Consider the following 11,806-nt stretch of genomic DNA (forward strand, 5'->3'; position numbering starts at 1 on the left):
GTTCCTGAGTGTTTCGGAATGGCGCCGACGTAAAGTGATTTTTAACAACCTAATTGGGAGAAGGACCGTGTCTAACCTTTTTTGGGGGAGACAGTATTCCCTTCTGCCTTTTTTTAATCTCTTTAAAACGTTGACGCAAGCTGATTTTGATAAGGCCATTTTGGACTTAAAAACCCGACAGTTGATTACCTTAAACGAGAGTCAAATTCGTTTGACACGCTCCGGAGCAGAGAAGAAGCGCCAAGTGGTGGCCAATATGGCTCCCTTCCAGTTTGCAGGAATCGGATTACGGACTAACGTGGCAACCATTCAAAGCTGCCTCAATCTGGCCGTCCAAATCACGTCTGAATTTGCGTATCAAAACCGGCGTTATTATCCGCTCCAAACTTCTGGTCGCTTAATGCGCTTTTGCAAAAGCTGGTTCATTACCCATAAGTCTTCAGAATTACCAGCCGCTTTTCAAGCTGAGTTAACGCAATTTTTAGAAACACTTTCTGAACACGAAGGAGACGCTTTTGTGAGTCAATTTATTGGCCATGATACATATGGACTTACCGATGATCAAATTGCGCAGGTACGCGGCCAAACACCCTTTTCATGGCATCTTACAAAACTACATTTATTTTCGGCCTTTATTACTTGGGCATGCACAGAAAATCAGGAATCGCATCCGTTGTGTCAGCACCTGGTCAAGCCTTGGGTGAAAACTTCACCACTCGCTGAAAGTAGCTTGGCGACTTATCACTTATTCCTCGGCCATAATGACCTTGCGCGGGTGGCCCAATTGCGCCATATTAAGCTAAATACCGTTAAAGAGCATCTCTTAGAGGCCGCCATTCTTACACCTGGTTTTGCCCGTACCGTCCTTTCAACATTAGCCCCGGTCACTTATTCTAAAAATGACGATTATTTTGCGATAACACCGGTTGCTCAGTGGCAATTTGCCACTGTTCAACAAAACGAGTCGCAAATTACATTTTTTGAATTTCGATTACGGCAAATTGAACAACTCGAAAAGGGGGGATAACCATGCAAGTGAGTGAACAAAAGATTTACGCAGTTCTCAAGTCTAAATTTGGCTTTAATGAATTTAAGCCGGGACAATTAGAAATCATTCACCAACTTTGTCGATCCCAAAATGTCTTAGCGGTACTGCCAACCGGAACGGGAAAATCTTTGATCTATCAATTATTTAGTTATTTAATTGAGCAGCCGATCATCGTGATTTCACCGTTGCTTTCTCTGATTGATGATCAAATTGCACGCCTTAACCGGTTAGGAGAAACCGCGGTTATTGGGTTAACCTCTAAGTTGGACTACGATCAGCGCCAGTTTGCTTTAGCCCACTTGAAATCCTACCGTTTCCTTTACGTTTCACCCGAGATGGCCAATCAACCAGACGTGCTCCAAGCACTTAGCCACATGCAATGCGGGCTATTTGTTATTGATGAAGCCCATTGTTTATCCCAATGGGGACCGGATTTTCGCCCCGATTATTTAAAATTGAAGGACATTCGGAAAAAATTAAATTATCCAACCACTTTGATGCTAACGGCAACAGCTACCAAAGCAGTTCGCCTAGATATCTTAGAGAAGTTGGCTTTCAGATCTGATCAAGTCAAACAAATCATTCATTCCGTTGACCGATCAAATATTTATTTAGACGTTGAGCATTGCCGTTCAGCAAAACAAAAGGATGAAAAATTATTGCAACTGCTACAGACACTTACTGGCGCAGGAATTATTTATTTTTCTAGCAAGAAAAAGGCATCGGAAATTGCAGCCTTAATTGGCCAGAAAAGTGAGCGATCAGTCGCCGTTTATCACGGCGATATTACGCCTCAGGATCGATACAAAATTCAACAGCAATTTATGCAGGATAAAATTGACTTAATTTGTGCAACCAGTGCATTTGGTATGGGTATTGATAAGAATAACGTTCGTTTTGTGATCCATTATCACATGCCCGGAAATCTCGAAGATTATTTACAAGAAATTGGTCGGGCTGGAAGAGATCAAAAACAAAGTATCGCGATTCTTTTGTATGCCCCAGGAGACGAATACATTCCTTCGACCCTGAATTTAGCTAATATTCCCAGTCTGGCAAACATTGAATTGTTTTTCAAAAATCCTGCAAGCCGACCATCGTTTAATACCGATGAGCGGCAACTTTTAATGTTTTATTATAATCAACATTTAGATGTGCATCAGGTAAATCAGGTGTTTACAGATCGGCAATTAAGTAAGCAAAAAAGCTTGGCCGCAATGAGTGGTTTTGTAAATACAACGACTTGTTTGCGAACTTACTTGCTGAATCATTTTGATGAAACTGGTGTGCGCCATACCGAAAAGTGCTGTGGGATTGATCAGGCAACTGCAAGCATTACGGCACTTAAGTTAGACCAATCCGTAGTAGCTAAGCGCTCCGCAAAGTTAACTCTTCGTCCTTGGCAGGAAGGCTTAACTCAACTTTTTCACCAAAAACCGAACACGTAAATTAGGCAGTATGTTACAATTGTGCTGGTAGTTTTTTCTAGGAGGAATGAGAATGAATCAAAACAAAGAACCAAATTCTGAAGATCAACAATCACAACACGATCAGTCGGGTTCTACTGACCAACCGAGCAACACCCCTTCGCGTCGTGCAAGTCGGCGGTCCTATCGTTATACCAAACTCATAGTCACCGTTGTTTCAATTGTAATTGTGCTGTTATTTATTTCACCAATTATTTTTTATAAATACAACCAAAACAATTTTAATCGTCCCCAAACGGATGCTCAGATTGCTTCCTCGAAAAGAAAGGCTAGCTCTTCCAGCAAAGCTTTAGCAGAAAAAGCAGCAGAAAAATCTTCAAAGAAAGTGGCAAGTTCTGTTAGCGAAAGCCAATCGAAAGCTAAAAAAGCATCCAGCACGGCAGCGAAAAGCAGTTCTCTTGCAGCTAGCTCTAGTTCAAAGGCGGCCAGTTCTAGTTCTGCAAGCTCGAAAAGCAGCTCAACAAGTTCTAGTTCAGAAAGTAGTAGTACCACGAAAAAATACGTAACGGTTCCCGCTGGAGAAGGTTTGTACCGAATTGCGGTTAATAACGGGATTTCTTTACAAAAACTGCTAGAACTCAATGGTTTAACTACAAGTTCAGAGTTGACACCAGGACAACGTTTGCGCGTTAAATAAACAAATAATGAGGAGTCGTTTAGACATGGAAAAGCAGAATATTCAGGTCGCAATCGATGGACCAGCATCTGCAGGAAAAAGTACGGTTGCTAAGTTGGTGGCCAAAAGATTTAATTATGTTTACTGTGATACCGGAGCGATGTATCGCGCCATTACACTAAAGGCTATGCACAATAACGTCGACTTAACTGATGAAGCCACAATCGTGAAAATGCTGAAGCAAACGCAGATTTCTTTTACCCCAGGCAATCCCGTTCAACACGTTTTTGTGGACGATACTGAGGTAACGGAAGCAATTCGCCAGCCAGAAATTACAAATTCGGTTTCGACGGTTGCCAGTTTAGCCGGCGTCCGAAAAGAACTAGTGAATCGCCAACGTGAAATCGCAAACCAAAGTAATATCGTGATGGATGGCCGTGATATCGGCACCGCAGTTTTGCCACAAGCACCCGTTAAGATTTACCTCATTGCAAGCGTCTCTGAAAGAGCAGAGCGCCGTTACAAAGAGAATATTCAAAAGGGTATTAACACACCATTGGCACAACTAAAAAAAGAAATTGAAATTCGTGATCAAAAAGATTCAACTCGAAAAGTTTCTCCTTTGACGAAAGCACAGGACGCTGTTGAAGTTGATACAACTTCTATGAGTATTGATCAGGTCGTTGACGAAATCACGAAAATCATAAATCAAACAATAAAATAGGAAAAATCTAACTTTTTTAACTAGCTTTTATCGTGAATTTCGGCTATGATAGATTAGTATAGTGTTGTTAAGGAGGAAATTCGTAATGAGCGAAAACGAATCAGGTCAAAATAATGATTTATTAAACGCACTGAACAGTGTGGAAGAAGTAAAAATCGGTGATGTTGTTAAGGGTGAAGTTTTAGACATTGACGATGACAAACAAGTTATTGTGGGTATTGAAGGTACTGGTGTAGAAGGCGTTGTTCCACTACGTGAGCTTTCAACTGCTCATATTGATGATATTAACGATGCCGTTAAAGTTGGTGACAAGCTGGATCTCGTTGTTGTTTCCAAGATTGGTAATGACAAAGAGGGCGGTAGTTACTTACTTTCTCACCGTCGAATTGAAGCTCGCAAAGTTTGGGATGAAATTCAGAAAAAGGCTGACGATGGTGTTGAGATTGAAGCACCCGTTACACAAGTTGTTAAAGGCGGTTTAGTTGTGGATGCCGGTGTCCGTGGCTTTATCCCGGCTTCAATGATTGAAGATCGTTATGTTGAAGATTTGAATGCTTATAAAGATCAAACTCTGAAACTGAAGATTATTGAAGTTAACCCTGCTGAAAACCGTTTGATCCTTTCGCATAAGGCAGTTGTTCAAGAAGAGAATGCCGTTAAACGTGAAGAATTAATGTCACATCTACAGGCTGGCGATATTGTTGAAGGAACAGTTGCTCGTTTGACTAACTTTGGTGCCTTCGTTGATCTCGGTGGTGTTGATGGCTTAGTTCATGTTTCTGAGATTGCTTATGAACATGTCAACAAACCTTCTGACAAATTATCTGTAGGTGATAAGATTAAGGTTAAAGTACTTTCTGTTGATGAAGATCGTGGACGTATTTCACTTTCCTTAAAACAGACATTGCCTGGACCTTGGGATGATATCGAAGAAAAAGCACCTGCTGGCTCTGTCTTAGATGGAACCGTTAAACGCTTAACTGACTTTGGGGCTTTCGTTGAAGTATTCCCAGGTGTTGAGGGATTAGTTCACATTTCTCAAATTTCACACAAGCATATTGATAGTCCAAGCGATGTTTTGAAGACTGGTGATCAGATCAAGGTCAAAGTATTGAAAGTTCATCCAGATGCTCATCGTTTGGCACTTTCAATTAAGGCCTTGGAAGAAGCTCCAAAGTCTGAACCAAAACAACGCAACTCTCGTAATAGCCGTCCGGCAGCTAATAACTACCAAAATGACGCACCAGAAGAGAGTACTGGCTTTACTTTAGGTGATTTAATTGGTAATGAACTTAAAGGTAGTCAAGACGACGAAAAGTAATTTCAAATAATAATTACTGGGCTGTGAGTATTCACAGCCTTTTTTATGAACAAGAAAGTGAGGTCTCACTATGGCAAATCCTATTGTTGCCGTTGTTGGACGCCCAAATGTTGGTAAGTCAACAATATTCAATCGCATTGTGGGCGACCGCATTTCGATTGTGGAAGATACACCTGGTGTTACCCGAGATCGAATTTATGCCCACAGTGAATGGATCGGTCACAAATTTAGTGTGATTGATACGGGTGGTATTGACATTAGCGATGAACCGTTTGTTAATCAAATTCAAGATCAGGCTGAAATCGCCATTGATGAAGCAGATGTCATTGTTTTTCTCGTTAGTGTCAAAGAAGGCATTACGGATGCTGACGAAAAAGTAGCACGTATCCTTTACAAAGCAAATAAACCCGTTATTCTTGCGGTTAACAAAGTTGATAATGCTGAATTAAGACAGGAAATTTATGATTTTTATAGTCTCGGGTTTGGTGATCCTTATCCAATTTCTGGAAGTCACGGTTTGGGCTTAGGTGATTTGCTGGATGCAATTGTCAAAGAGTTTCCTGAAGAAAAACAAGAAGAACAAGATGATTCCATCCGCTTTAGTTTAATTGGTCGACCCAACGTAGGTAAATCTTCGCTGGTTAACGCAATTTTAGGCGAAGACCGGGTTATTGTCTCAGACATTGCTGGGACGACACGTGATGCAATTGATACGAAGTTTACAACACCTACCGGAACGCATTTTACAATGGTCGATACGGCAGGCATGCGCAAAAAAGGGAAGGTTTACGAAAATACCGAAAGATACAGCGTTATGCGTGCCATGAAAGCCATTGATAATAGTAACGTGGTGCTAGTTGTGCTCAATGCTGAAGAGGGAATTCGCGAACAGGATAAGCGGATTGCTGGTTATGCACACGAGGCTGGTCGCGGAATTATTATTGTTGTCAATAAGTGGGATACCCTTAAAAAAGATAATCACACCTTACATGAATTCGAGGCCGGTATTCGTGAGCAATTCGCGTACTTGAGCTATGCGCCAATTATTTTTGTGTCTGCTGTCACCAAACAACGACTGGCTCAGTTGCCTGAATTGATTGCACGTGTTGATCAAAACCATCGGCGTCGTGTGCAATCATCAACGCTTAATGACGTCATTATGGATGCCATTGCCATTAATCCAACGCCAAGTGATAATGGCAAACGGCTGCGTGTTTACTACGGAACACAAGTTAGCACTGAGCCACCGACCTTTGTTATTTTTGTGAATGATCCTGATATGATGCATTTTTCTTACGAACGTTTCTTGGAAAATCGTATTCGAGAAGCCTTCGATTTTACGGGGACTCCAATTCACTTAATCGAACGGCATCGTAAGTAATCCCTAATAAACTACGCAGTTTTGTCGCAAACGCTTCTTTTTTGGATAAATAGCACGAAAATCCTTGTCATATCAGACTTCCTGTGATATCTTTGAAATTGAAATAATACCGTTCAGGGTTATTGTTTCGTTGATCTTGGACCACTCAGGATTAACAACATGATGAAATTTTTCATCATTTTAATCTTACCTAGGAGGTGAATTACATGGCAAACAAAGCTCAATTAGTAGATGATGTTGCATCAAAAACTGGCTTAACTAAAAAGGACGCAGCCGCAGCTGTAGATGCTGTATTTGGCTCAGTTCAATCCACTTTAGCAAAAGGTGAAAAGGTTCAATTGATTGGCTTCGGTAATTTCGAAGTACGTCAACGTGCTGCTCGTAAGGGTCGTAACCCACAAACTGGCAAGGAAATTCAAATTCCTGCTAGCAAGGTACCTGCATTTAAGCCAGGAAAAGCATTGAAGGATGCAGTTAAATAATCTTTCAAATACCTTTTAGATAGTATCCAGCATGACAATAGTTGTGCTGGATTTTTTGATGGAAAGCGATTAGTATGAAGATACGAATTTTTCAACGAAAGGTGGATACCATGAGCTATTCAGAACAAGCCCTGTCAAAAATTGAAGATGGTGATTTAAAGGAAGGCAATCGTTTATACGCTTGGGCACTGCGTAAAGATGATGCGGATACCTTGAACAGTTTTGCCGAAGAATTGTATAGTCTCGGCTTTGACAACAAGGCCAAACGGATTTATGAAAAGCTGTTGGAACAATACCCTGATGAGGATTCCTTACGGGTTAATCTTGCTGATATTGCAATTGGGCAAGGAAAGACCGACCAAGCTTTGCAATTGCTGGCGGAGGTTGAACCATCATCTGACGCCTATCTTCAATCTTTGCTTGTCTCAGCCGATCTTTATCAGACGGAGGAATTGTATGAAGTGAGTGGACAAAAGCTATTAGAGGCCGAAAGAATTGCGCCTGAGGAGCCGATTGTCCGTTTTGCCCTTGGAGAATTCTATAACATGATGCAAAACTACAAAAAAGCTGCTGCTTACTATTTGGGCTTGATTAAACAGGGAATTTTATCACTTTCAGCTGTTAATTTAGTTGGCCGCTTAGCAACCGCCTACGCGGGCATGGGGAAATTCGAAACCAGCATGGCTTATTTTGAACAAATTAAGCCGGTTGATCAAACTCCTGATATTTTGTTCCAGCAAGGATTTGTTTACTTACAACTGAAGAACTACCCGCGGGCGATTGAAGTCCTTGAGAAACTTCGTGATACTAACCCCGACTATGTATCCTTATATCCAATTCTCGCACAAGCGCAGGCTCAGAATAATGACGCAACCGCAGCTTTAAAGACGGTCCAAGAAGGAATCAGCTTTGATGAATATAACGAAGATTTATACTCACAAGCCGCGGAATTAGCTAACCAACTAGGCCAATATGAAGACGTTGAACATTACCTAACTGAAGCGTTAAAACTTAACCCTGAACAGATGAAAGCTGTGGTTCAGCTAAGTAATTTGTATATTAAACAAAAGCGTTATCAAGACAATGTGGATTTGCTGCAACCATATATTTCCGAAAACGATCTCGATCCGCAAATCTACTGGAATATTGCTGTTTCTGATGAGCATTTAGATGAGCTGGCAGCAGCGAAAACGGCTTATCAAAATGCCTATCCCTTTTTCACAAATAATGCGGAATTTTTACGGTCTGCGTTTTACTTTTTCCGTCAAATTGGCTTAACAGAGTGGGCAGTCAAGTGTCTTCGGGCTTATTTGAAGCTGGTGCCTGATGACGATGAACTAAGTTTAATACTTGAAGATTATGAGAATGAAGGCTTTTGAGTATTCAACTCACTTTGTGATAAGATAAAAAGGTTGAGTAAAAAATTAGAATTCATAATCGAGGAAAAGTAATGAGCGTCGAACAATATAAAATAAAAAAATATTCGCCTAAGTTTGCTAAAAAGACAGTTACCGTCATGCGCAAAGTCAGTCAGCAGGTTTTTGGTGAACAGGCAAACGGAGATTTTGAGACCCAAATTAGCGACTTCAAAAACCGCTTGGCCAAACAGTATGATCTTCGAATTATCACCAGTTTTAACGAGCGAACTATCTATGCTGTGGTCATTTTCACGACCACGCGGTTAATTGAATTAATTGTTGATCCGAGCCAGAAACATTCACAAATTGGAATTTCCTTAATTAAGCTCGTTCAAGAGCAAAGTGATGGTAGTCTTGAATGTGAAACTGCGCGTAAACCGCTGGCGACGATTCTTAAGCAAAGTGGCTTTCAAGAAAGAACCCCTAACCACTACCAATGGCATCAAAATTAAACTAAACAGGAGAGATTGAGAAGATGAGTAATCAAATTTATCTAGCTGCACCATTTTTTAGTCCAGAACAAACAGAACGGGTACGGACCGTACAAAAGTTGTTAAGTCAAAATCCAACTTTAGACGAAGAAAAGATTTTTATTCCAATGGAACATCAAATGTAGAGCGAAGAGTTTGGTTCTTTTCGTTGGCAAACTGGCGTATTTGGTAGCGACATGCGCCAAGTTCACCGTGCAGATGCGCTTGTAGCTATTTTGGATTATCAGGTGGATACCCACGGTGTTAATCAACCGGACAGTGGCACAATCTTTGAAATTGGTGCTGCCTATGAAGCAAACATTCCCGTTATCATGGTTCAATTTCAGCATGATCAAGAATTAAACCTAATGCTCTCTAGAAGCTATACAGCTTTCTTTAACGGCGCTGAAGAAATCAAACAACTCGCAACATATAATTTTAACGATCTTCCCACCATTTTCAGTGACGTTAAAGTATTCTAACCAAAAATACCGTGTGCTTTCAGAGACGATCTGAAAAACATACGGTATTTTTGATTGCTTTGCAAGCTGCACTGAAAATGAGCGCTTAAAGGTACTGAGATCAGCAGGTAACCAATATTCATTTTAAAAACTACCTAACTTTCTTCCCGGTAGGCGAATCGTACGTAAAACCTTCACCAATAACTTCGTGTACGTCTACAATTGAGATAAAGGCACGAGGGTCAATTTCATCAACGATCCGTTTTGCTTCGCTGAGTTCATTAGGGGCTAGAACACAGAACACCATTTTCTTTTCGTCTTTTGAATAGGCGCCCTGAACGTGAACAAAACTGGCTCCACGTTGCAATTCGTCCATCAACTCATCTGCGATCAACTGATAGCTCTCGCTGATCACCAAAATTCCGCGTGCCGCATAGGAACCCACTTGAGTAAACGTGACGATACGCGAAAAAACGAAGGCGGCAAGCAGGGTATACATCATTTGCCGAATATCAATATAGCATAAAGAAATTGTCAGTACCACCGCATCCAGCGCAAATAGCGTTTGTCCCATCGGTACGCCGCGTTTTTGTTCAATAATCCGGGCAATCACATCAGTTCCGCCAGTGGTGCCACCAAACCGATAAACAAGGCCGCTGCCAAATCCACCAGCAAGTCCCGCCAAAATTCCCGCGATAAACATGTCATGACCAATATCGATATTAAGAGGTACGCGCTGCCAAATCCACAGCCACATGGAAAGCATCAACGTTCCAAAAACGGTGTAATACAAGGCTCGTTTTCCTAAAAACCGATACCCAATGACTAATAACGGGATGTTAATTAAAATCGTGGTGTAGGCTGGATCAATATGAAATAGGGCCCGGAAAATCAGTGTCACTCCTGTTGCACCGCCTTCTGCCAGATGATTAGGAATGTTAACTGCTGCCAAGCCGAGTCCATACAAACAGCAACCGACGAAGATCATAAATAAATCTTTAAAACGAACGCGCTCTTTTTTTGCCAAATTTATCACCTACTTTACCTCAACATCATAACATATTCGGCTGATCAGCCGATGATATCCATTTTAAAAAGAGGCAGTTTCTGTTAAGATTAAATGCGATAAAACAATTTTTAAACTTTGTTAAGATAGGTTGGCGAATAAGGCATGCAAATAAACAGTTTACCTAGTGAATTTAAGACAGCCCGCCCCATTCTCCAAACAATTGAAGGGGCAGGGTTTGAGGCTTATTTTGTTGGCGGCAGCGTTCGTGATACCATTTTGAAAGATCCCATTCACGATGTTGATATCGCAACCAGTGCCTATCCATCGGAAGTGAAAGCTTTATTTCACAAAACGGTGGATACGGGCATTAAGCATGGGACGGTCATGATCCTAGATCATCACCATAAATATGAAGTCACCACCTTCCGGACCGAAAGCGGCTACCAAGACTTTAGAAGGCCGGATAAAGTCACCTTTGTTCGTTCCTTATCAGAAGATTTGAAACGTCGTGATTTTACGGTAAACGCGTTGGCCTTGAAAGAAGATGGAACGGTTGTCGACCTGTTTTCGGGATTAAATGATTTAGCTCAGCATGTATTGAGGGCAGTGGGTTCTCCTGAGGAACGTTTTCATGAAGATGCCTTAAGAATGATGCGTGCCGTTCGCTTTGCAAGTAAGCTCGACTTTACAATTGAAAAACAAACCGAAGCAGCCATCCAGCACCACGCAAAATTGTTACAAAAAATTGCGGTAGAACGCATTCGGGTTGAATTTGAAAAAATGATGATGGGGCAAAATCCGTTAAAGGGTGTTCGATATTTTTTGGAGACTGGACTTTACGCATACTGTCCCCGGTTAAACGGCCAAAAAAAAGCGCTCAGTCGCATGCTTGGTCTCAATGCTTCTTTACAGTTGGCAAACGAAACTCAGGTTTGGCTATTTGTCTGCCGAATCCTGGGACTTTCTGCTCAAGCGTGCCCAACTTTTCTTAAAGCGTGGAAAACTTCAAACGATCTCAATCAAGCAGTTAAGGCTGGTTTGACTTTCTTAGAAGCCTTGGATAACCAAACGGTGAACGCACATCTGTTATTTCAAACGGGAGAACGCTATTTAAAGGAGGCGTTAACCGTCCAAAAAATTTTTGATGTTAGCTTTGATCCGGATCAATATTTAGTGGCCTATAAAAAACTACCGATCAAATCGTCCAAAGAACTGGCCATTAACGGGCGCGATTTGATTACAACCCACTTGGTTACTCCAGGACCCGATCTTGGTCGCGTCTTGACTGCTTTACAGGAGGGTGTCTTAAACGGGACGTACCAAAATCAGTCTTCTGAACTGATTTCAGCAGCTAAAACAATGCTTACCAACAAAGAAGAAAGTGATTAA

The 11,806-nt window shown here is 41.4% G+C and carries 11 protein-coding genes and 1 pseudogene; 11 read left to right on the forward strand and 1 reads right to left on the reverse strand.

Annotated features, from left to right (window positions below):
- Positions 1 to 67: 67 nt before the first annotated feature.
- The 10 genes and pseudogenes from ACLJJ6_RS04660 (at position 68) to ACLJJ6_RS04705 (ending at position 9,429) form a co-directional block, all read left to right on the forward strand.
- Positions 68 to 1,027 carry a hypothetical protein gene (locus ACLJJ6_RS04660; protein WP_412990262.1) on the forward strand — a complete coding sequence of 320 codons (960 nt, stop codon included), beginning with the start codon at positions 68 to 70 and terminating at the stop codon, positions 1,025 to 1,027.
- 2 nt (positions 1,028 to 1,029) lie between these two features.
- Positions 1,030 to 2,496 carry a RecQ family ATP-dependent DNA helicase gene (locus tag ACLJJ6_RS04665; RefSeq protein ID WP_412990263.1) on the forward strand — a complete coding sequence of 489 codons (1,467 nt, stop codon included), beginning with the start codon at positions 1,030 to 1,032 and terminating at the stop codon, positions 2,494 to 2,496.
- A 52-nt stretch (positions 2,497 to 2,548) separates the two neighbouring features.
- Positions 2,549 to 3,172, forward strand: a complete 624-nt coding sequence (locus tag ACLJJ6_RS04670) for a LysM peptidoglycan-binding domain-containing protein (protein WP_412990264.1) — start codon at positions 2,549 to 2,551, stop codon at positions 3,170 to 3,172.
- A 25-nt stretch (positions 3,173 to 3,197) separates the two neighbouring features.
- Entirely contained in the window at positions 3,198 to 3,875 is a 678-nt protein-coding gene (gene cmk, locus ACLJJ6_RS04675; protein WP_412990265.1) for a (d)CMP kinase, read from the forward strand.
- A gap of 85 nt (positions 3,876 to 3,960) precedes the next feature.
- Positions 3,961 to 5,196: a 30S ribosomal protein S1 gene (gene rpsA, locus ACLJJ6_RS04680; RefSeq protein WP_412990266.1), complete on the forward strand. Its 1,236-nt coding sequence runs from the start codon at positions 3,961 to 3,963 to the stop codon at positions 5,194 to 5,196.
- Positions 5,197 to 5,266: 70 nt separating this feature from the next.
- Complete coding sequence (gene der / locus ACLJJ6_RS04685) at positions 5,267 to 6,577, forward strand: ribosome biogenesis GTPase Der (RefSeq protein ID WP_412990267.1); 1,311 nt, start codon at positions 5,267 to 5,269, stop codon at positions 6,575 to 6,577.
- Positions 6,578 to 6,783: 206 nt separating this feature from the next.
- Positions 6,784 to 7,059, forward strand: coding sequence for an HU family DNA-binding protein (locus ACLJJ6_RS04690; protein ID WP_046871107.1), 276 nt, complete (start codon positions 6,784 to 6,786; stop codon positions 7,057 to 7,059).
- A 74-nt stretch (positions 7,060 to 7,133) separates the two neighbouring features.
- Positions 7,134 to 8,438 (forward strand): tetratricopeptide repeat protein, encoded by a 1,305-nt coding sequence (locus ACLJJ6_RS04695; protein WP_412990268.1) that lies wholly within the window; start codon positions 7,134 to 7,136, stop codon positions 8,436 to 8,438.
- A gap of 71 nt (positions 8,439 to 8,509) precedes the next feature.
- Positions 8,510 to 8,929 carry a hypothetical protein gene (locus tag ACLJJ6_RS04700; RefSeq protein WP_412990269.1) on the forward strand — a complete coding sequence of 140 codons (420 nt, stop codon included), beginning with the start codon at positions 8,510 to 8,512 and terminating at the stop codon, positions 8,927 to 8,929.
- Positions 8,930 to 8,952: 23 nt separating this feature from the next.
- Positions 8,953 to 9,429 (forward strand): annotated as a pseudogene (locus ACLJJ6_RS04705) (nucleoside 2-deoxyribosyltransferase).
- A 130-nt stretch (positions 9,430 to 9,559) separates the two neighbouring features.
- On the opposite strand, the gene ACLJJ6_RS04710 reads toward ACLJJ6_RS04705, so the two are convergent.
- Positions 9,560 to 10,435: a YitT family protein gene (locus ACLJJ6_RS04710; RefSeq protein WP_412990270.1), complete on the reverse strand. Its 876-nt coding sequence runs from the start codon at positions 10,433 to 10,435 to the stop codon at positions 9,560 to 9,562.
- A gap of 144 nt (positions 10,436 to 10,579) precedes the next feature.
- Here ACLJJ6_RS04710 and ACLJJ6_RS04715 point away from each other — a divergent pair, with 144 nt between their 5' ends.
- Positions 10,580 to 11,806, forward strand: coding sequence for a CCA tRNA nucleotidyltransferase (locus ACLJJ6_RS04715; RefSeq protein WP_412990271.1), 1,227 nt, complete (start codon positions 10,580 to 10,582; stop codon positions 11,804 to 11,806).

It is taken from the genome of Pediococcus siamensis (assembly GCF_047220215.1).
In the GTDB taxonomy this organism is placed as follows: Bacteria; Bacillota; Bacilli; order Lactobacillales; family Lactobacillaceae; genus Pediococcus; species Pediococcus siamensis.

Bases quoted from the DNA above. Each gene is read 5' to 3' on its own strand.
- ACLJJ6_RS04665 (WP_412990263.1), top strand. From the start codon at position 1,030: ATGCAAGTGAGTGAACAAAAGATTTACGCAGTTCTCAAGTCTAAATTT.
- ACLJJ6_RS04670 (WP_412990264.1), top strand. From the start codon at position 2,549: ATGAATCAAAACAAAGAACCAAATTCTGAAGATCAACAATCACAACAC.
- cmk (WP_412990265.1), top strand. From the start codon at position 3,198: ATGGAAAAGCAGAATATTCAGGTCGCAATCGATGGACCAGCATCTGCA.
- rpsA (WP_412990266.1), top strand. From the start codon at position 3,961: ATGAGCGAAAACGAATCAGGTCAAAATAATGATTTATTAAACGCACTG.
- der (WP_412990267.1), top strand. From the start codon at position 5,267: ATGGCAAATCCTATTGTTGCCGTTGTTGGACGCCCAAATGTTGGTAAG.
- ACLJJ6_RS04690 (WP_046871107.1), top strand. From the start codon at position 6,784: ATGGCAAACAAAGCTCAATTAGTAGATGATGTTGCATCAAAAACTGGC.
- ACLJJ6_RS04695 (WP_412990268.1), top strand. From the start codon at position 7,134: ATGAAGATACGAATTTTTCAACGAAAGGTGGATACCATGAGCTATTCA.
- ACLJJ6_RS04700 (WP_412990269.1), top strand. From the start codon at position 8,510: ATGAGCGTCGAACAATATAAAATAAAAAAATATTCGCCTAAGTTTGCT.
- ACLJJ6_RS04715 (WP_412990271.1), top strand. From the start codon at position 10,580: ATGCAAATAAACAGTTTACCTAGTGAATTTAAGACAGCCCGCCCCATT.